Annotated in this window: 22 protein-coding genes; 16 read left to right on the top strand and 6 right to left on the bottom strand. The window is 66.4% G+C overall.

What is annotated here, in order from left to right:
* Nucleotides 1–18: 18 nt before the first annotated feature.
* Nucleotides 19–891, bottom strand: coding sequence for a tRNA (adenosine(37)-N6)-dimethylallyltransferase MiaA (gene miaA / locus ACODSC_RS05325; RefSeq protein WP_488812479.1), 873 nt, complete (start codon nt 889–891; stop codon nt 19–21).
* 74 nt (nt 892–965) lie between these two features.
* Between miaA and ACODSC_RS05320 the strand changes: the two genes are divergently transcribed.
* Together ACODSC_RS05320 and ACODSC_RS05315 are read left to right on the top strand one after the other, a co-directional pair.
* A complete protein-coding gene (locus ACODSC_RS05320) occupies nt 966–2,033 on the top strand; it encodes an Mrp/NBP35 family ATP-binding protein (RefSeq protein ID WP_488812477.1) in 1,068 nt (355 codons plus the stop codon).
* A gap of 74 nt (nt 2,034–2,107) precedes the next feature.
* Nucleotides 2,108–3,205, top strand: a complete 1,098-nt coding sequence (locus ACODSC_RS05315; protein WP_488812475.1) for an NADH:flavin oxidoreductase — start codon at nt 2,108–2,110, stop codon at nt 3,203–3,205.
* Between the two features lie 19 nt (nt 3,206–3,224).
* Here the strand turns inward: ACODSC_RS05315 and ACODSC_RS05310 are convergent, their stop codons facing one another.
* Together ACODSC_RS05310 and ACODSC_RS05305 are read right to left on the bottom strand one after the other, a co-directional pair.
* The gene (locus ACODSC_RS05310) at nt 3,225–3,545 is read right to left on the bottom strand and encodes a YbjQ family protein (RefSeq protein WP_488812473.1); all 321 of its coding nucleotides are present in this window, start codon (nt 3,543–3,545) and stop codon (nt 3,225–3,227) included.
* Between the two features lie 9 nt (nt 3,546–3,554).
* Nucleotides 3,555–4,082 carry a dihydrofolate reductase gene (locus ACODSC_RS05305; RefSeq protein ID WP_488812471.1) on the bottom strand — a complete coding sequence of 176 codons (528 nt, stop codon included), beginning with the start codon at nt 4,080–4,082 and terminating at the stop codon, nt 3,555–3,557.
* 57 nt (nt 4,083–4,139) lie between these two features.
* Between ACODSC_RS05305 and ACODSC_RS05300 the strand changes: the two genes are divergently transcribed.
* Complete coding sequence (locus ACODSC_RS05300; RefSeq protein ID WP_488812469.1) at nt 4,140–4,727, top strand: hypothetical protein; 588 nt, start codon at nt 4,140–4,142, stop codon at nt 4,725–4,727.
* On the opposite strand, the gene ACODSC_RS05295 is transcribed toward ACODSC_RS05300, so the two are convergent.
* Together ACODSC_RS05295 and ACODSC_RS05290 are read right to left on the bottom strand one after the other, a co-directional pair.
* A complete protein-coding gene (locus ACODSC_RS05295; protein ID WP_488812467.1) occupies nt 4,724–5,041 on the bottom strand; it encodes a phosphoribosyl-ATP pyrophosphohydrolase in 318 nt (105 codons plus the stop codon). The two genes, ACODSC_RS05300 and ACODSC_RS05295, sit on opposite strands and share 4 nt — an antisense overlap.
* Entirely contained in the window at nt 5,041–5,898 is an 858-nt protein-coding gene (locus ACODSC_RS05290) for a thymidylate synthase (protein ID WP_488812465.1), read from the bottom strand. Before ACODSC_RS05290 ends, ACODSC_RS05295 begins: the two co-directional genes overlap by 1 nt.
* A 259-nt stretch (nt 5,899–6,157) precedes the next feature.
* Between ACODSC_RS05290 and hemA the strand changes: the two genes are divergently transcribed.
* The 12 genes from hemA (at nt 6,158) to ACODSC_RS05230 (ending at nt 16,621) form a co-directional block, all read left to right on the top strand.
* Nucleotides 6,158–7,384 (top strand): 5-aminolevulinate synthase, encoded by a 1,227-nt coding sequence (hemA, locus tag ACODSC_RS05285; protein ID WP_488812463.1) that lies wholly within the window; start codon nt 6,158–6,160, stop codon nt 7,382–7,384.
* Between the two features lie 9 nt (nt 7,385–7,393).
* Entirely contained in the window at nt 7,394–7,588 is a 195-nt protein-coding gene (locus ACODSC_RS05280; protein ID WP_488812461.1) for a DUF6898 family protein, read from the top strand.
* 69 nt (nt 7,589–7,657) lie between these two features.
* Nucleotides 7,658–8,941, top strand: coding sequence for a serine hydroxymethyltransferase (gene glyA / locus ACODSC_RS05275; protein WP_488812459.1), 1,284 nt, complete (start codon nt 7,658–7,660; stop codon nt 8,939–8,941).
* Between the two features lie 7 nt (nt 8,942–8,948).
* Nucleotides 8,949–9,419 carry a transcriptional regulator NrdR gene (gene nrdR, locus ACODSC_RS05270; protein WP_488812457.1) on the top strand — a complete coding sequence of 157 codons (471 nt, stop codon included), beginning with the start codon at nt 8,949–8,951 and terminating at the stop codon, nt 9,417–9,419.
* Complete coding sequence (locus tag ACODSC_RS05265) at nt 9,419–10,039, top strand: RibD family protein (protein ID WP_488812455.1); 621 nt, start codon at nt 9,419–9,421, stop codon at nt 10,037–10,039. The genes nrdR and ACODSC_RS05265 overlap by 1 nt, the downstream gene beginning before the upstream one ends.
* Nucleotides 10,040–10,107: 68 nt before the next feature.
* Nucleotides 10,108–10,698 (top strand): riboflavin synthase, encoded by a 591-nt coding sequence (locus ACODSC_RS05260; protein WP_488812453.1) that lies wholly within the window; start codon nt 10,108–10,110, stop codon nt 10,696–10,698.
* Nucleotides 10,698–11,846: a 3,4-dihydroxy-2-butanone-4-phosphate synthase gene (gene ribB / locus ACODSC_RS05255; protein WP_488812451.1), complete on the top strand. Its 1,149-nt coding sequence runs from the start codon at nt 10,698–10,700 to the stop codon at nt 11,844–11,846. Before ACODSC_RS05260 ends, ribB begins: the two co-directional genes overlap by 1 nt.
* Entirely contained in the window at nt 11,843–12,304 is a 462-nt protein-coding gene (ribH, locus tag ACODSC_RS05250; RefSeq protein ID WP_488812449.1) for a 6,7-dimethyl-8-ribityllumazine synthase, read from the top strand. The genes ribB and ribH overlap by 4 nt, the downstream gene beginning before the upstream one ends.
* Entirely contained in the window at nt 12,301–12,825 is a 525-nt protein-coding gene (nusB, locus tag ACODSC_RS05245) for a transcription antitermination factor NusB (protein ID WP_488812447.1), read from the top strand. The genes ribH and nusB overlap by 4 nt, the downstream gene beginning before the upstream one ends.
* A complete protein-coding gene (gene thiL, locus ACODSC_RS05240; RefSeq protein ID WP_488812445.1) occupies nt 12,825–13,814 on the top strand; it encodes a thiamine-phosphate kinase in 990 nt (329 codons plus the stop codon). The genes nusB and thiL overlap by 1 nt, the downstream gene beginning before the upstream one ends.
* A gap of 42 nt (nt 13,815–13,856) precedes the next feature.
* On the top strand, nt 13,857–14,282 hold the full coding sequence (locus tag ACODSC_RS05235; RefSeq protein ID WP_488812443.1) for a hypothetical protein: 426 nt from the start codon (nt 13,857–13,859) through the stop codon (nt 14,280–14,282).
* A 191-nt stretch (nt 14,283–14,473) separates the two neighbouring features.
* Nucleotides 14,474–16,621 carry a sodium-translocating pyrophosphatase gene (locus tag ACODSC_RS05230; RefSeq protein ID WP_488812441.1) on the top strand — a complete coding sequence of 716 codons (2,148 nt, stop codon included), beginning with the start codon at nt 14,474–14,476 and terminating at the stop codon, nt 16,619–16,621.
* A 74-nt stretch (nt 16,622–16,695) separates the two neighbouring features.
* On the opposite strand, the gene ACODSC_RS05225 is transcribed toward ACODSC_RS05230, so the two are convergent.
* Entirely contained in the window at nt 16,696–17,175 is a 480-nt protein-coding gene (locus ACODSC_RS05225; RefSeq protein ID WP_488812439.1) for an outer membrane protein assembly factor BamE, read from the bottom strand.
* Between the two features lie 91 nt (nt 17,176–17,266).
* Between ACODSC_RS05225 and ACODSC_RS05220 the strand changes: the two genes are divergently transcribed.
* Nucleotides 17,267–17,791 carry a ubiquinol-cytochrome C chaperone family protein gene (locus ACODSC_RS05220; RefSeq protein ID WP_488812437.1) on the top strand — a complete coding sequence of 175 codons (525 nt, stop codon included), beginning with the start codon at nt 17,267–17,269 and terminating at the stop codon, nt 17,789–17,791.
* The last annotated feature ends 3 nt before the right edge of the window (nt 17,792–17,794 follow it).

The raw sequence follows: 17,794 nt of genomic DNA, 5'->3' as shown, positions 1-17,794 counted from the left end.
TGATTCCCGGCTGGCGTCTTACGCATCTGCTCGCGCCCATCCCGGCGTCTGGTTGCGAAACCAGGTCAGCTGTCGTTTGGCATAGTTGCGGGTCGCCTGTTTCAGGGCGGCGAGCGCGAATTCGCGGTCTGTCTCTCCGATCAGATACGCCGCCAGCTCTCGCACGCCGACCGCCTTCATCGCGGGCAGGGCCGGGTCCAGTCCCCGCGCCAACAGGGCCTCGACCTCTGTCAGGGCTCCGTCGGTCATCATCATTTCGGCGCGAAGATCACAGCGCGCATATAGAGTTGCGCGATCCGGTTCGATCACCAAGCCGGTCCAGCTGCCTGGCGTCAGCAGGGGGCGCGTATCCGACTGCCACCGGGAGAGGGGCTGACCGCTGACCTCCAGCACGCTCATCGCCCGGATCAGCCGCTGCCGGTCGCCGGCCTCGATCCGCGTCGCGGCGTCGGGGTCGTGTTCGGCCAGCGCGGCGCGAAAGCTGTGCTCGCCCTGAGCGTCGTACCTAACAGTCATCGCATCGCGCACGGCGATCGGCACGACAGGGATATCCGCCAGCCCCCTGGTCAGGGCGGCGAAATACAGCCCCGTTCCGCCGACGATCACGGCGGGTCGCCCCTGCAACTGGTCCAGTTCGTCCAGGGCCGCCCGGCTCCAACGCCCGACCGACCAGGCCTCCGCCGCGTCGGCCGCTCCATACAGCCTATGGTCGGCCAGGCCTTCTTCCTCGATCGACGGCCGGGCGGTCAGGACGCGTAGATCGGTGTAAAGCTGCTGGCTGTCGGCATTGATGATCACCGCGCCGGTTTCACGCGCAATCTTCAGCGCGAGCGCCGACTTTCCCGAGGCGGTCGGGCCGGCGATCAGGGTGATTGAGGGCGGTTGGGACAAATCGTGGCTCGCGGGACGGGTTCGAGGGCGATAGAACGCGCGCATCATCGCCTGCAAGTCTTCTGGAGACCGCCTTGGTCGAACGCACCGCCGTCATCGCCGCCCTGGACGCGATCATCGATCCGGTTTCCGGCCAAGGGCTGGTCGCCGCCGGTCTGGTCCAGGGACTTGTGGTGGCCGACGACCGCGCCGGGTTCGCGCTGGAGGTCGATCGCAGTCAGGCGGCCGCCTATGCGCCCGTCCGCGATGCCGCCGAAGCTGCATTGAAGGCGGTTCCGGGCATGGCGCGGGTGTCCGTGATCCTGACGGCCGAGGCCAAGGCCGCTGCTGCGCCGCGCACGGCGGGCCTGTCCAGGGCCGCCGTTGATCAGGGACGCGCCAAGGCGCCGGTCGCCACCGACCGCCCCGCCCATGTGCGTCGCGTCCTGGCCGTCGCCAGCGGTAAGGGCGGGGTGGGCAAGTCCACCGTCGCCGTCAACCTGGCCGCCGCCCTCGCCGCGCGGGGGCTATCGGTCGGCATCCTTGACGCCGATGTCTATGGGCCGTCGCTGCCGACCATGCTCGGGATCAGCGGCCAGCCGGCCTATGAGGACGGCGCCATCGTCCCGCACGTCGCCCATGGTCTGAAGGCCATGTCCGTCGGCCTGCTGACCAAGATGGACGACGCCATGATCTGGCGCGGTCCCATGGCCTCGCAGGCCATCACCCAGATGCTGACCCAGACCCGATGGGGTACGGCCGAGGCGCCGCTGGACGTGCTGGTGGTCGATCTGCCGCCCGGAACAGGCGACGTGCAACTGACCCTGATCCAGAAGACGCCGCTGGACGGGGCCGTCATCGTCTCGACGCCGCAGGAGGTGGCGCTGGCGGACGCCCGGCGGGCCCATACCCTTTTCCAGCGCGTCAATGTGCCGACGCTGGGCCTGATCGAGAATATGAGCGGATCGATCTTCGGCCAGGGTGGAGCCAAGGCCGAGGCCGAACGTCTGTCGATCCCTTTCCTAGGCGACCTGCCTCTGGACGCTGCGTTGCGAGAGGGTGGCGACGCCGGTCGTCCGCCCGTAGCGTCGGATCCGTCAGGCCAGATCGCCGCACGGTTCGCCGCCATCGCCGGTCAGGTCGCGGCGGCGCTGGAGCTGTAGAAAAACCTCGGGACGGGGTTTTCAAACGCAACTCTATTCGCCACCTTGCCTCTTGCCATTCGCAAGGAGTTCCGATGAGCGTCGACGCCCTGTTCCGTCCCTTCACCGTCAAGGGCCTGACCTTGCCCAACCGCATCGTCATGGCGCCCATGACGCGGTCCTTCTCGCCCAACGGCATCCCGACGTCCGATGTCGCCGGCTATTATCGCCGCCGGGCCGAGGGCGGGGTGGGCCTGATCGTGACCGAGGGGACGGTCGTCGAACGTCCGGCTGCGCGAAACGACGCCAATGTTCCGGTCTTTCACGGCGACGCTCTGCCGCAGTGGAAGACGGTGGTGGACGAGGTCCATGCCGCCGGGGGCCTGATCGCGCCGCAGATCTGGCACGTCGGCTCCGCACGGGGACAGGGCGAGGACTGGACCCCGCTGGGCAAGGTGGACAGCCCGTCCGGCATGACGGCGCCCGGCAAGACCAAGTTTGAGCCGATGACCGAGGAGGACGTGGCCGACACCATCGCCGCCTTCAGCCGGTCGGCGCGCGCGGCGCGGGAACTGGGCTTCGACGCCGTCGAGATCCACGGCGCCCATGGCTATTTGATCGACCAGTTCTTCTGGAGCGGCGTCAATGCGCGTGAGGACCGCTGGGGCGGTCCGACCATCGCCGACCGCGCCCGTTTTGGCGCCGAGGTGGTTAAGGCGGTGCGCGAGGGCGTGGGCGACAACATTCCCGTCATCCTTCGCCTGTCGCAATGGAAGCAGCAGGATTTCGCCGCCCGCATCGCCGAGACGCCGGATCAGATGGTCGAATGGCTGACGCCGCTGTCTGACGCCGGGGTCGATGTCTTCCACTGTTCGCAGCGCCGCTTCTGGGAGCCGGAGTTCGAGGGTTCGGACCTGAACTTCGCCGGCTGGACCAAGAAGCTGATGGGCAAGCCGACCATCACCGTCGGCTCGGTCGGCCTGGACGGCGAGTTCATCGCGGCATTCGGCGGCGAGGGTTCCAAGCCCGCATCGCTGGACGGCCTGCTGCGTCGTCTGGAGAACGAGGAGTTCGATCTGGTCGCCGTCGGCCGCGCCCTGCTGGCCGACCCTCAATGGGTCAACAAAATCCGCGACGGCCGTTCGGACGAACTGCGCAACTTCGAACGCGCGGACCTGATGACCCTGTCCTGACCCGATCGGTCGAGCCGGTTCAGGCCGGCTCGACGATCACCCCCGTGCCGTAACACAGCACCTCGGTCACGCCGGGCATGATCTCGGTGGCGTCGTAGCGCACCGCCAGAATGGCGTTGGCGCCATGTTCCTGGGCGTGTTTGACCAGTTCGTCATAGGCTTCCTGCCGACCGGCCTCGGCCAGTTTCACATAGGCGCCGACCCGGCCGCCTAGCATGGACTGGACCCCGCCGATGGCGTCGGAAATGGCGTTGCGCGAGCGCACCGTCACGCCGCGCACCAGGCCGATATGGCGGGTGACGCGAAAGCCGGGCAGGTCGTTGGTGGTCGTGACGTACATCTGTCTCTCCTAGCGGCGTTCCAGCACGCGGAAGGTGAAGGCGTGATCGTCCTTCTCGCCTGCCGGATGGGATTCCGACGATACCTCGACCCAGGCCGTTTCGTCGAACGCCGGGAAGACCGCGTCGCCGTTGGGCGAGGCCTCGACCTCGGTGATGTAGAGGCGTTTGGCGCGGGGCAGGGCGGCCTCAAACAGGGCCGTGCCGCCGATGACGCAGATCTCGTCCACGCCGTCCTCTTCGGCCGTCTCGCGCCCGATCTCGATGGCTTCATCCAGGGTGGCGCAGACCAGGGCGCCCTTGGACATGCCGTCGGCTTCGTAGGATTCGTCACGCGTCATGACCAGGTTCAGCCGGCCGGGCAGGGGTTTGAGCGGCAGGCTCTCCCAGGTCTTGCGGCCCATCAGGCAGGGCTTGCCCACGGTGATGGCCTTGAACCGCTGCAGGTCCGAGCGCAGCCGCCAGGGCAGGTCGCCGTCGCGGCCTATGACGCCGTTGCTTCCGCGAGCGACGACCAGGGAAATGATGGGCTGGGGCAAGAACCTTGACCGTATCGATGCGTTGAGGTGACCCAACCCATGGACGCGAGCCCTGTCATGAGCAAGTACATCCCCGCCATCGTCGTCGGTTTCCTGGTTGCGGCGCTTGTCAGCGGAGGCTTGGCCTTCTTCTTTTCGTCAGCGGGCGCGGACGCCGGCTATCTGCCGATGATGGTCGGCGCGTTCCTGGGTATATTCACGGCCTATATCATGGCCAATCTGGCGGGGACTAAGCTGGGCAAGGCCGCGACGCCCGAGCAGAAACAGGCCGTGCTGGATTTCCGGCCGCAGTTCCATGATCAGGCGCTGCTGATCGTTTATCGCGAAGGCTTCGTGGGCAAGGCCGCGGGCATGGACCTGTCGGTGGACGATCGGTTCGTGGCCCAACTGAAGAGTCCGCGTTTCACGGCCATTTCGGTCTCGCCGGGCGGCCACCAACTGTCGATGGCGTTCGGCGGTCTGGCCGGCAAGCAGAACAAGCCGACGCTGGAGGGCTTCATCGCCGCGCCCGGCGACGTGATCGCCTTCCGCGCCACGATGCAGATGGGCATTATGAAAAACCGGATCGTGGTCGAGCGCATCCAGAGCGACGACGCTCTGGTCCAGCGCCTGAAGCCGATGATCATGATCGCGCCGGAGGCTTAGGCCCCGGCCTCGACCTCGGTTTGGGGCTCCAGCCACTTCAGCCATTTGCGCTGCATGGCTTGGTCCAGATCAACGCCGGCCCAGTCGCAGTAGATCAGCAGCATGCCCAGCACGTCCGCCGCCTCGTCGCCAAGCGCCTCGGCGTCGGGCGTGCCCCGCGCCCGGCCGGTCAGGCGCAGATGCTCTGCCGTCAGTTCGCCCAGCTCCTCTTGAAGCTTCAGCAGCGCCCAATCTCGGTCGCGGTCGATGCCGTGTTCGGCGGCGTAGATGTCGGAGATGCGCAGGACATCGGCCTGCAGGACCTTCAAATCCATCAAACAGCTACGGCCGCCTTGATGTGCGGCCAGGCTTCGTAACCTTCGAGCGTGAAGTCGGACAGTTCGAAGGCGAACAGGTCGGTCTTGGGGGCGATCTGCATGGCCGGCAGGGGCAGGGGCTCGCGGGTCAGCTGGAGCTCGGCCTGTTCAAGATGATTCAGATACAGGTGGGCGTCGCCGAAGGTGTGGACGAAGTCGCCGGGCTCCAGCCCCACGACCTGGGCCAGCATCATGGTCAGCAGGGCGTAGGAGGCGATGTTGAACGGCACGCCCAGGAAGACGTCGGCGCTGCGCTGATACAGCTGGCAGCTCAGCTTGCCGTCCGCGACGAAGAACTGGAACAGGCAGTGGCAGGGCGGCAGGGCCATGTCGTCGACGTCGGCCGGGTTCCAGGCGGTGACGATGTGGCGGCGGCTGTTGGGATTGGTCTTAAGGCCGTGGACCAGTTTTTCGATCTGGTCGATGACGCGGCCATCGGGGGCGGTCCACGAACGCCATTGCTTGCCATAGACCGGACCCAGCTCGCCCTCGGCGTCGGCCCACTCGTCCCAGATGCGGACGCCGTTGTCCTTCAGATAGGCGATGTTCGTTTCGCCGCGCAGAAACCACAGCAGTTCGACGATGATCGAGCGCAGATGCAGCTTCTTGGTCGTCAGGACCGGGAAGCCTTTGGACAGGTCGAACCGCATCTGGCGGCCGAAGACGCCCAGGGTGCCGGTGCCGGTGCGGTCGTCGCGACGTGCGCCGTTGTCCAGAATGTCGCGCAGCAGGTTCAGATACTGCCGCTCGGGATGATCCGCAGGCGCGGCGGCGATGCGGGCCTGGACGTCGGCCCCAAGCGTGGCATGGATCATCTGGACGGTCATCGGCTCACGTTGCCTCAGAAACGCTGATTCGGGAGCCGGCAAATCTGCGACGTGGAGTGGCGTCCACAGAAATCGAATCGGCGGTGCAATTCGCGCAGCTTTCCATTCGGCAGGAAGCGGCGCTGCTTATGAGAACCGTTATCAATTAAGGGTTTGGGTCGTTTTGTCCATGTGGTGGACATGGACAAGCTGGCGACGGGGGAGCAAATAACGCGCGGAAATCGCCATAAGCGAAAGAACGCGACACTTGTTCGACTATAACGCCGCCTTCACGAGCTCGGTCGAGCAGGTTCGCAGCGAAGGCCGCTATCGCGTCTTCGCCGACCTCAAACGCGTGCGGGGCCAGTTTCCGCAGGCAGTCCGTCGCCGCGAGGACGGGTCCGAGCAGGACGTCGTCATCTGGTGCTCCAACGACTACCTCGGCATGGGCCAGCACCCCGAGGTGCTGAAGGCCATGCAGGACGAGATCGACGCGGTCGGCGCGGGCGCCGGCGGCACGCGCAACATCTCGGGCACGACGCGGTCGGCGGTCGATCTGGAATCCGAACTGGCCGACTGGCACCGCAAGGAAGCGGCGCTTCTGTTCACCTCGGGCTATGTCGGCAACGAGGCGACGCTGTCGACGCTGCAGAAGATCCTGCCCGGCCTGGTCACCTTCTCCGACGCCCTGAACCACGCCTCTATGATCGCCGGCATCCGCCAGGGCGGGGGCGAGCGGCATATCTTCCGCCACAACGACCTGGCGCATCTCGAAAGCCTGCTGGCCGCCGCGCCGGCCGATGCGCCCAAGCTGGTCGCCTTCGAGAGCGTCTATTCGATGGACGGCGACATCGCCGACCTGGCCGGCACCGTCGCCCTGGCCAAGAAATACGGCGCGATGACCTATCTGGACGAGGTCCATGCCGTCGGCCTTTATGGCGCGACCGGCGCAGGCGTGGCCGAGCGTGACGGCCTGCTGGATCAGATCGACATCATCGAATGCACCCTGGGCAAGGCCATCGGGGTGATGGGCGGCTATATCGCGGCCGACGCCGTGATCATCGACGCGGTACGCAGCTGGGCCTCGGGCTTCATCTTCACCACCTCGCTGCCGCCGGCGATCACGGCGGGCGCCCTGGCCTCGGTGCGGCGGCTGAAGACGGCGTCGGACCTGCGCGCGGCGCATCAGGAACGGGCGGCGACGCTAAAGGCGCGGTTTGCGGCGGCCGGCATCCCGGTGATGGACAGCGAAAGCCACATCGTGCCGGTGCACGTCGGCGATCCCGTCCACTGCAAGATGATCTCGGACATGCTGCTGGACGAGTACGGCGTCTATGTTCAGCCGATCAACTATCCGACCGTGCCCAAGGGCACCGAGCGCCTGCGCTTCACCCCGTCGCCGAACCACACCGACGCCATGATGGATCACGTGGTTCAGGCGATGGACAAGCTGTTCGCCCACTGCAACGTGGCGCGCCGGCCCGTCGCGGCCTGAGGCTAGGCCATGGCCGACGACGATCCCCGCTTGGAGTTGGGGGAGGTGATCGTCGAGTTCACCCGCAACGGCCCCTACGTCAAATGCTCGGCCATCCACGTCGCCACCGGCCGCGAGGTCAGCGCCATGGGGCCGGTCAACGAACCCAAGTCCGTTGAGCGCGTGGCGATCGCCAAGCTGCGGCGGGCGTTGACGTCAGGCTAACCACAAGATGTTGTGGTTAGCGCCGCGGGAGACTAGATAGGCGGCCTTCTGATTTTCGGGGATTCCAGCGTGACGGCCTTCACCCACGACGCCTATTTCACCAAGACGCTCGCTGACGCCGACCCGGATGTCTTCAAGGGCATTCAGGGCGAACTGGGCCGCCAGAAGGAGCAGATCGAGCTGATCGCCTCCGAGAACATCGTCTCCCAGGCGGTGCTGGATGCGCAAGGCTCTGTGCTGACGAACAAATACGCCGAGGGCTATCCCGGTCGTCGCTATTACGGCGGCTGCGAGTTCGTCGACATCACCGAGGATCTGGCGCGCGAGCGGGCGAAAAAGCTGTTCGGCGCCGCCTTCGCCAACGTGCAACCCCACTCGGGCGCGCAGGCCAATCAGGCGGTCTTCTTCACCCTGCTGCAGCCCGGCGACACCTTCCTGGGCATGGATCTGGCCTGCGGCGGTCACCTGACGCACGGTTCGCCGGCGAACCAGTCGGGCAAGTGGTTCCGGCCGGTGACCTACAAGGTCCGCGAAGACAATCACCTGATCGATTACGATCACGTCGCCGAAATGGCCGAGCGCGAGAAGCCCAAGTTGATCCTCGCCGGCGCCTCCGCCTATAGCCGCCACATCGACTTCAAGCGCTTCCGCGAGATCGCCGACAGCGTTGGCGCCTATCTGATGGTGGACATGGCCCACTATGCGGGCCTGATCGCCGGCGGCGCCTATCCCGATCCCGTGCCCCACGCCCACGTCGTCACCACCACGACGCACAAGACCCTGCGCGGCCCGCGCGGCGGCATGATCCTGTCCAACGACGTGGACCTGGGCAAGAAAATCAACTCGGCTGTCTTCCCTGGCCTGCAGGGCGGGCCGCTGGAGCATGTGATCGCCGCCAAGGCCGTGGCCTTCGGCGAGGCGCTGCAGCCCGAGTTCAAACTGTATGCCCAGCAGGTGGTCAAGAACGCCCAGGCCCTGTCCGGCGTGCTGATCGAGCGCGGCCTGGCCATCGTCTCGGGCGGCACCGACAGCCACCTGGCCTTGGTCGATCTGCGTCCCAAGGGCGTGACCGGCAAGGCGACCGAGCACGAGCTCGAAAAGGCGCTGATGACCTGCAACAAGAACGGCGTGCCGTTCGACACCGCGCCCTTCACCGTCACCTCGGGCGTTCGCCTGGGCACGCCGGCGGGCACCACGCGCGGCTTCGGCGAGGATGAGTTCAAGCAGATCGGTCACTGGATCGCCGACGTCGTCTCGTCGATGAACGGCGGCGACGAGGCGGATCCCGCCGTGGTCGCGGGCGTGGCGGCCCAGGTGCGCGAGTTGACGAACCGCTTCCCGATCTACGGATAAACCACTGATGAAGTGCCCTTTTTGCGGTCATCAGGATACTCAGGTGAAGGACAGCCGGCCGTCGGACGACGGCTCGGCCATCCGACGCCGTCGATCCTGCCCCAACTGCAATGGGCGCTTCACGACCTTCGAGCGGGTGCAACTGCGTGAGCTGGTGATCCTGAAGCGCAACGGGCGACGCACGCCGTTCGAACGCGACAAGCTGGAACGGTCGCTGGGCGTGGCCCTGCGCAAACGCCCGGTCCAGGCCGATCAGGTCGAGCAGATGGTCAATCGGATCGTCCGTCAGCTGGAAAGCCTGGGCGAAACCGAAATCCAGTCCAGCACGGTCGGCGACTTCATCATGAAGGCGCTGAAGGGCGTGGATGAGGTGGCCTACGTCCGTTACGCCTCGGTCTACAGGGACTTCCGCCATACGGGCGACTTCGCCAAATTCCTGGGCGACGAAGGGTTCGACGAACCGTCCGGCAAGGCCTGATGCGGGTCACCCTGAAACTGGCGACCTCGCTGGATGGGCGCATCGCCACAGCCTCGGGCGAAAGCCAGTGGATCACCGGCGAGGCGGCGCGGCTGGAAGGCCACCGCCTGCGCGCCGCTCATGACGCCATCCTGGTCGGCGTCGAGACGGTTTTGCACGACGACCCTGAACTGACGGCGCGCCTGCCGGGGCGCAGCGTGGATCAGCCGCTTCGGGTCGTGCTGGACAGTCGCTTGCGGACGCCGCAGACGGCGAAACTGGCGCGTGAGAACACCCTGATCCTGACCGTCGCCGAGCCACACCCGGTCGGTGCGGCCGAAGTTAAACGGGTCGAGGCAGACGACGGGCGTCCGGCGATCCCGGCGGTTCTGCAAGCTTTGAAGGCGGCGGGCGCCAAGTCGGTGCTGATCGAAGGCGGGGGGCAGGTCGCGGCGTCTTTCCTGCGCGCCGGCTTCGTGGATGCGTTGGAATGGTTCCGAGCCCCCATCCTGCTGGGCGGCGACGGCAGGCCCTGCGTGGCGTCCCTGGCTCTTGCAAAGCTGGCCGACGCCCCCAAGTTCCGTCGCCTGGGCGTCGAGCCTGTCGGGGACGACCTATGGGAACGCTACGCGCGTCTCTGACGGTGTCGATTTCAGACGATTAGACTATTCAGACTGTGTTTTTCGGGTCCGAAAGGGGCCAGCGTCTAATGTTCACCGGCATCGTCACCGACATCGGCCGTGTCCGCGAGGTCCGCGAGACCGATCGCGACCGCCGTTATGAGATCGAAACCGTCTGGGACACCGACGGCATCGACTTGGGCGCGTCGATCAGCCATGCGGGCTGCTGCCTGACGGTGACGGAAAAAGGCGCCGGTTGGTTCGCCGTTGAAGTGTCGAACGAGACGCTGTCAAAGACCACCCTGGGCGCCTGGAAGGCCGGCGACGGCGTCAATCTGGAGCGCGCCGCAAAGCTGGGCGACGAGATGGGCGGCCATGTGGTGTCGGGCCATGTCGATGGCCTGGGCCGCGTCGTCTCGATCACGCCAGAAGGCGGGTCGCACCGGGTCGAGGTCGAGGCGCCCGCGCCCCTGCATCGCTATATCGCCGCAAAGGGATCGATCACGGTCGATGGGGTGTCCCTGACGGTGAACGCCGTCGAGGGGCAGATATTCTCGCTGAACATCATTCCCCACACCTGGAAAGTGACGACCCTGGGTCGCCTGAAGGTCGGCGATCCGGTCAATCTCGAGATCGACATGCTGGCGCGATACCTCGCGCGGTGGCAGGAGACGGCGTGATGCAACTGGCCGCGGCTAAAAACATGGAAAATGGGAACGACAGCCCGATCAGTCCCATCGAGGACATTCTGGAGGACGCCCGCAACGGCCGTCCCTACATCCTGGTGGACGCCGAGGACCGTGAGAACGAGGGGGACATCATCATCCCCGCCCAGTTCGCCACGCCGGACCAAATCAACTTCATGATTCGCCAGGCGCGCGGCCTGGTGTGCCTGGCCATCACGGCGGAGCGCGCCAATCAGCTGCGCCTTCCGCCGATGGCCGCCGACAACCGCGAAAGCATGAAGACCGCCTTCACCGTCTCGATCGAGGCCAAGGACGGCGTCACGACAGGCATTTCCGCCGCCGACCGGTCGCGCACCATCCATGTGGCCACAGACGCGTCGAAGGGCATGGACGACATCGTCTCGCCCGGCCACATCTTCCCCCTGGTGGCGCGTGACGGCGGGGTTCTGGTTCGCGCCGGCCATACCGAGGCGGCCGTGGATATCAGCCGCATGGCGGGCCTGACCCCGGCCGGGGTGATCTGCGAGATCATCAAGGACGACGGCGAGATGGCGCGGATGCCCGATCTGGTCGCCTTCGCCCAACTTCATGGGCTGAAGATCGGCACTATCGCCGACCTGATCGCCTATCGCCGCCGCACCGAGCGGTTCGTCGAGCGGATCATGGACACGCCGTTCGAGAGCGTTCACGGCGGGCCTTTCCGGCTGATGCTTTACAAGAACACCATTGAGGGCGCGGAGCACGTCGCCTTGGTCAAGGGCCGCATCGACCCGACCAAGCCGACCCTGGTGCGGATGCACCAGGTGGACTTCGCCTGCGACCTGCTGGGCCATGTCGAGGCGCGCCAGGACTATGTGCCCACCGCCCTGAAGCAGATCACCGATCACGACGGCCCCGGCGTGGTCGTCTTCCTGCGCGATCCATCGCTGAACTCGCTGGCCGAACGGCTGGCGGGCGTGGACAAGCCGGCGGCGATGGATCGGTCGCTGCGCGCCTATGGCGTGGGGGCTCAGATCTTGCTGGACCTGGGCGTCAAGGACATGATCGTAATGAGTTCGACGCGACCCGAACCGACGGCGCTCGAGGGCTATGGCCTGCGCATCGTCGGCTGGCGCGACATGGATGGAGAAGACAAGGCGTGACCGAGGCCCCCCGTATTCTGATCGTCGAGGCGCGCTTCTACGACGAGCTGGCCGACGCCCTGCTGGAGGGCGCCAAGGAGACGCTGAAGGCGCGCGGCGCCGACTTCGACGTCGTCACCGTGCCGGGCGCCCTGGAGATTCCGGCCGTCATCGCCATGGCCGAGGAGGCGGGGCGTTTTCCGACCGCGCCCCGTTACGACGGCTATGTGGCGCTCGGCTGCGTGATCCGCGGCGAGACCTATCATTTCGAGATCGTCTCGGACCAATCGGCGGCCGGCATCATGGCCCTGGGCGTCAAGGGCGTCATCATCGGCAACGGCGTCCTGACGACCGAGGACGAGGATCAGGCCTGGGCGCGCGCGCGGCTTTCCGAAGGGGACAAGGGGGGCGGCGCCGCCAAAGCCTGCCTCGAGCTCATTGCATTGAAGAAGCGGTTGCGGCTAGGCCTCGGCGCATGACTGAACCGAACAGCGTCAAAGCCGTCCTCGAACAACTGGCCGAGGCTGAAAAGCAGCGGGCCGAGCCCCATCTGAGCTCCAAACAGCGCCGTGCCCGCACCGTGTCGCGCCTGGCCGCCGTGCAGGCCCTGTACCAGATGGAGCTGGCCGGCGAGGGCGTGGAGACGGTGATCACCGAATTCTCGAACTTCCGCTTCGACACCGACATCGAGGGCGAAGCCCTGGCCGAGGCGGACGAGGCCTATTTCGCCGATATCGTGCGCGGCGTGATCGAAAGCCAGCGCGACATCGACACGGCGATCAAGGCGCGGCTGGCCTCCAACTGGAAGCTGGAGCGGATCGACGCCACCCTGCGCGCCCTGCTGCGCTCCGGCGCCTGGGAGCTGATCAAACATCCCGAGACGCCGCGCGAGGTCGTGATCGACGAATATGTCGAACTGGCCAAGGCCTTCTTCGACGACGCCGAGGCCCGCTTCGTCAATGCAGCGCTGGACGGCGTGGCGAAAGACACGCGCAAATAATGCCCGCGCTCGACGTCGCGGGCGAGTTCGAGACGATCGAGAGGCTGCTGAAGCCGCTGGCTCATCCGGAATGGGGCAGGGGGCTGGCCGACGATGTGGCGGCGCTGCCCTCGCGGCCCGGCTACGACCTGGTCCTGACCAAGGACGCCATGGTCGAGGGTGTGCATTTCCTGCCGGACGATCCGCTGGATACGGTGGCCAAGAAACTGCTGCGCGTGAACCTGTCCGACCTGGCGGCCAAGGGGGCCGAACCCTTCGGTTATCTGCTGGCCTGCTTCTGGTCCGAACGGTGCGGCTGGCCCGAGCGCGAGGCCTTTGCGGCGGGCCTCGCAGAGGATCAGGCGAAGTTCGGGGTGCATCTGCTGGGCGGCGACACGGTCAGGACGTCCGGGCCGGCGTCCTTCTCGCTGACGGCCATGGGCTGGGCGACGACGGGCAAGACCGTTTCTCGCGCGGGCGCCCAGGTCGGCGATCTGGTGTTCGTCACCGGCGTGATCGGCGACGGCCTGTTGGGCCTGCGCGCGACGCGAGGCGAACTGTCGCTGGACGCCGAGCGGATCGAGGCGCTGACGACCCATTACCGCACACCGACGCCCCGTCTGGACTTCGCCGATGTGGTGCGAGATCTGGCGACGGCCTCGATCGACGTCTCGGACGGGTTGGCGGCGGACCTGACCCATGTGGCCAGGGCGAGTGGAGCGGGGGTGACGCTGAACCTGAACGTCCTGCCCCTGTCGGCGGCCGCCCAGGCCTGGTTCGACGACCGGGTCGATCCTCAGCTGTCGCTGGAGGATCTGGCGAGCGGCGGCGACGACTACGAGATCGCCTTCACGGCCCATCCGCGCCACGAGGAGACCTTGCGGCGCGAGGCGGAACGCCGGCTGCTGCGGCTGACCCGCATCGGCGAGGTCACGGCCGGGTCAGGCCTGACCGTGACCTATGACGGCAAGACCATCGAAATGGCGCGCAGCGGGTGGACCCACGGCTGAGGCGGCAAGGGAATCCTAACGCCCTTGCGTCATCATGGCCTGATGGACCGCAGAACCCTGATCGCCGCCGGAACCGCCGCCCTGACGGCCGCCGCCACGCGCGCCGCCGCATCCAGCGACGCCCCGGCCGCATCCCCCGCGCTCGGCATCGCCGGCCTCGGCCTGCCTGTGATCGAGGGCGGGCGGCTGCGAAACTATGTGTTCGTGTCGCTGCGGCTGGAACTGGGAGCGGGCAAGACCGTCGAACAGATGCGGCCCAAGGAAGCCTTCTTCCGCGACGCCCTGGTTCGTGCCGCGCACAAGAGGCCCTTCACCGTGCCCGGCGACTGGACCCGCCTGGACGAACGCGCCCTGTCTGCCGCCCTGGTCTCGGCCGCCAACACGATCTCCGGCGCTGGATCGGTTCGTCGCGTCGAGGTGATCGCCCAGAACCCGCGACGGCGCACGGGCATGCCGACCACGCGCTGACGGCGCCGTCAGCAGAGACGTCAGCGATCACGGTTGCGTCACTTCGACGCCCATGACACGCTCCCCCTGCAAATCCCAAGGGACGCACTGACGCGTCCGCCGCGTGCGGGGGGACCGGAAGGCGGACAGAGGCGATAACGCCCGACCGCGCCAAGGCCTGCGCGCCTGTTTGCAAGGGCATGGAAACGCCAATGACGAACTCACTTACGCTGGTCTTCGCGGCCGGTGTGCTGGCGGTGCTATATGGCGCCGCTCAGACCGCCGTGCTGATGAAGGCGAGCACCGGCAACGACAAGATGCGAGAGATCGCCGCCGCGATCCAGGAAGGCGCCTCCGCCTATCTGAAGCGGCAATATCTGACCATCGGCATCGTCGGGATCGTGATCCTGATCGCCGCCTATTTCCTGATCGGCATCTATGCCGCCATCGGCTTCCTGATCGGCGCGGTCCTGTCCGGCGCGGCCGGTTATGCGGGCATGCTGATCTCGGTGCGGGCCAATGTACGCACGGCGCAGGCCGCGTCCGAAAGCCTGTCCAAGGGGCTGAACCTGGCGTTCCGCTCGGGCGCCATCACCGGCATGTTCGTGGCGGGCGGGGCCCTGATAGGGGTATCCGGCTACTATATCGTGCTGACCCATCATCTGGGCCTGGCTTCGACCAGCCGCGAGGTGATCGACGGGCTGGTGGCGCTGGGCTTCGGCGCCTCTCTGATCTCGATCTTCGCGCGGTTGGGCGGCGGCATCTTCACCAAGGGCGCCGACGTGGGCGGCGACATGGTGGGCAAGGTCGAGGCGGGGATTCCCGAGGACGATCCTCGCAACGCCGCGACCATCGCGGACAATGTGGGCGACAACGTCGGCGACTGCGCCGGCATGGCGGCCGACCTGTTCGAGACCTATGCGGTGACGACAGTCGCGACCATGGTGCTGGCCGCCATCTTCTTCCGGGGACAACCCTATGTCGATGTGATGATGGTCTTGCCGTTGGCGATCTGTGCGGTGTGCATCGTCACATCCATCATCGGCAGCTTCTTCGTGCGGCTGGGCAAGAGCCAGAACATCATGGGGGCGCTGTATCAGGGCCTGATCGTGACTGGCGTCCTGTCCATCGGCGCGGTCTGGTGGGTGATCGACCAGATGGTGACCGGGCCGATCGTGACGGCCAGCGGCCTGGAAATCCAGCCGATGGCCCTGTTCTGGTCCGGCATGGTCGGTCTGGCGGTGACGGCGGCGATCGTGGTGGTGACCGAATACTACACCGGCTCGAACTTCCGGCCCGTGCAGTCGGTGGCCAACGCCTCGGTGTCTGGACACGGCACCAATGTGATCCAGGGGCTAGCCGTGTCGCTGGAATCCACCGCGCTTCCGGCGTTGACGATCATCGTCGGCATCGTCGCCAGCTTCCAACTGGCGGGTCTGTTCGGCATCGCCATCGCCACCACAACCATGCTGGGCGTGGCGGGGATGATCGTCGCGCTGGACGCCTTCGGGCCGGTCACCGACAACGCCGGCGGCATCGCCGAAATGGCGGGCCTGCCTAGCGACGTGCGTCATTCGACAGATGCTCTGGACGCCGTGGGCAATACGACCAAGGCCGTGACCAAGGGCTACGCCATCGGTTCGGCGGGCCTCGGCGCGCTGGTGCTGTTCGCGGCCTATACGTCGGACCTGCAGTATTTCTCGGCCAATCCAGCGGACTATCCGTTCTTCGCCAATATGGGGCGGATCGCCTTCGACCTGACCAACCCTTATGTCGTCGTCGGGCTGCTGTTCGGGGGGCTGCTGCCCTTCCTGTTCGGCGGCATGTCGATGATGGCGGTCGGACGCGCAGCCGAGGCCGTGGTGGCCGAGGTGCGGCGCCAGTTCCGCGAGAACCCCGGGATCATGACCTATGAGGTCAAGCCGGAGTACGGCCGGGCGGTAGACATCCTGACCAAGGCGGCGATTCGCGAGATGATCGTGCCGTCGCTGTTGCCGGTTCTGTCGCCCATCGTGCTGTTCGTCGCCATCCTGACGATCTCGGACAAGGCGAACGCCTTCGCCGCTCTCGGCGCCATGCTGATGGGGGTGATCGTCACCGGCCTGTTCGTCGCGATTTCGATGACCTCGGGCGGCGGCGCCTGGGACAACGCCAAGAAGGTGATCGAGGAGGGCTTCACCGACAAGAACGGCGTCGTCCACGGCAAGGGTTCCGAAGCCCACAAGGCGGCCGTAACCGGCGATACGGTCGGCGATCCGTACAAGGACACCAGCGGTCCGGCGGTGAACCCGATGATCAAGATCACCAATATCGTCGCGCTTCTGCTGCTGGCGGTGCTAGCGAGCGGCAACATCGGTTAGGTCCACGGCTCGCGGATACGAAAACGCCCCGGAGAGCGATCTCCGGGGCGTCTTTGTGTGCGATGTCTGCGGCCTTAGTCGGGGCGGCGCTGGCCGGGCAGGTCTTCTTCGGTGCGGGGCAGCTGGCCGCGGCCGACGTTGCCCAGCAGCTGTTCCAGAACCGTCAGGGCGCGACCGCGCGTCGGCGTCTCGTTACGGTTCATGGCGATCTGCTCGCCGTCCGTCAGGCCTAGGGTGCGGACGGACGCCACTTGGTCGCCCTCGGGCGCGAAGGTGATCTCGGTCACGGTGCGGGTCGAAACCTTGGGCAGGTTGTAGGTGTATTTCTCGGTCGTCTGGCTGATGTAGTACCAGACCTGATCAGGCTCGAAGGTCGAGGTGGTCGAGGGCGAACCCAGCTTGGCCAGGACCGTTTCCTTGGTGTCGGTGCCGGCGACCACGTCCTGGGGCTTGGCGTCGATGGCCTGGAAGCCGTTGGAGCCGATGGTCGGAACACAGGCGGCGGACAGGCCGGCCAGCGAAACAGCGACGAAAAGCGGGACGAAACGGGACATGGTCGGGCGCCTGCGAGAGAACAAGGTCTTTGACCTAGACGGACCTGCGTCCTAGTTCAACGGCGCGGCGGAAAAGGGGCCGTTGAAACCCATGCTCAAAAACCTGTTCAAACCCCGACCCGGCGCCCGTATCGGCGACGAACTGTACGCCAAGGCGGTCAGCCAGGCGCGCAATCCCGTCTTCTACACGCGGCTGGGCGTGGCCGATCGGATCGACGCGCGATTCGAGCTCTATACGCTGCACGTCCTCCTGCTGGTGCTGCGACTGCGTGATGAGAATACGGCCCAGGGTCAGGACATCGCCCAGGCGGTGTTCGACGTCTACGTGTCCGCTCTGGATCACGCCCTGCGCGAAGAGGGCGTGGGCGACGTCTCAGTGGGCAAGAAGATGCGCAAGCTGGGCGAGGCCCTTTACGGCCGGATGAACGCCTATGAGCAGCCTCTGAGAGACGATGATGCGGCGGCTCTGGCCGAGGCGATGGCGAAGAACGTCTATGCCGAGCCGCAGGCGGCGCATGCCGACGACCTGGCGCAATACGCGCTGACCACACGCGCCGCTCTGGCGGCGCAGGATTTCAACAAGGTGCTGGCGACGCCGGCCTGGGCGGAAGTTTAGAGC

The sequence above is a fragment of the Brevundimonas sp. FG128 genome (assembly GCF_057809775.1).
This window is presented reverse-complemented; position numbering and strand designations above follow the sequence as displayed.